Consider the following 1,618-nt stretch of genomic DNA (forward strand, 5'->3'; position numbering starts at 1 on the left):
CTCACTAGAGTCAAGAGCACGCTCTTTAAAAATTGATCAGGTAATTCATGTGGGCGCTTGCCGATGAGTCAGTGACAATGTCACTGAAATATCAAGGCAAGCGACTCGTCAAACGAGACGTTTGAACCTTGAGCCAAGTTTGGTCCGCTTAACGGACTATCAGACTTTAAACTGAAGAGTTTGATCATGGCTCAGATTGAACGCTGGCGGCAGGCCTAACACATGCAAGTCGAGCGGAAACGATCCTAGCTTGCTAGGAGGCGTCGAGCGGCGGACGGGTGAGTAATGCATAGGAATCTGCCCGGTAGTGGGGGATAACCTGGGGAAACCCAGGCTAATACCGCATACGTCCTACGGGAGAAAGCAGGGGATCTTCGGACCTTGCGCTATCGGATGAGCCTATGTCGGATTAGCTAGTTGGTGAGGTAATGGCTCACCAAGGCTGCGATCCGTAGCTGGTCTGAGAGGATGATCAGCCACATCGGGACTGAGACACGGCCCGAACTCCTACGGGAGGCAGCAGTGGGGAATATTGGACAATGGGCGAAAGCCTGATCCAGCCATGCCGCGTGTGTGAAGAAGGCCTTCGGGTTGTAAAGCACTTTCAGTGAGGAAGAAGGCCTTGAGGTTAATACCCTCGAGGAAGGACATCACTCACAGAAGAAGCACCGGCTAACTCCGTGCCAGCAGCCGCGGTAATACGGAGGGTGCGAGCGTTAATCGGAATTACTGGGCGTAAAGCGCGCGTAGGCGGCTTGATAAGCCGGTTGTGAAAGCCCCGGGCTCAACCTGGGAACGGCATCCGGAACTGTCAGGCTAGAGTGCAGGAGAGGAAGGTAGAATTCCCGGTGTAGCGGTGAAATGCGTAGAGATCGGGAGGAATACCAGTGGCGAAGGCGGCCTTCTGGACTGACACTGACGCTGAGGTGCGAAAGCGTGGGTAGCAAACAGGATTAGATACCCTGGTAGTCCACGCCGTAAACGATGTCGACTAGCCGTTGGGCTCCTTGAGAGCTTTGTGGCGCAGTTAACGCGATAAGTCGACCGCCTGGGGAGTACGGCCGCAAGGTTAAAACTCAAATGAATTGACGGGGGCCCGCACAAGCGGTGGAGCATGTGGTTTAATTCGATGCAACGCGAAGAACCTTACCTACCCTTGACATCGAGAGAACTTTCCAGAGATGGATTGGTGCCTTCGGGAACTCTCAGACAGGTGCTGCATGGCTGTCGTCAGCTCGTGTTGTGAAATGTTGGGTTAAGTCCCGTAACGAGCGCAACCCTTGTCCCTATTTGCCAGCGATTCGGTCGGGAACTCTAGGGAGACTGCCGGTGACAAACCGGAGGAAGGTGGGGACGACGTCAAGTCATCATGGCCCTTACGGGTAGGGCTACACACGTGCTACAATGGCCGGTACAATGGGTTGCGAATCCGCGAGGTGGAGCTAATCCCATAAAGCCGGTCTCAGTCCGGATCGGAGTCTGCAACTCGACTCCGTGAAGTCGGAATCGCTAGTAATCGTGAATCAGAATGTCACGGTGAATACGTTCCCGGGCCTTGTACACACCGCCCGTCACACCATGGGAGTGGACTGCACCAGAAGTGGTTAGCCTAACTTTG

The 1,618-nt window shown here is 54.4% G+C and carries 1 rRNA gene; it reads left to right on the forward strand.

Going from position 1 to position 1,618, the window contains the following annotated elements:
• Window positions 1-168: 168 nt before the first annotated feature.
• Window positions 169-1,618 (forward strand): 16S ribosomal RNA (locus tag JF545_RS19740); the annotation flags it as partial.

Source organism: Halomonas litopenaei, from assembly GCF_017303055.1.
Classification (GTDB): domain Bacteria; phylum Pseudomonadota; class Gammaproteobacteria; order Pseudomonadales; family Halomonadaceae; genus Halomonas; species Halomonas litopenaei_A.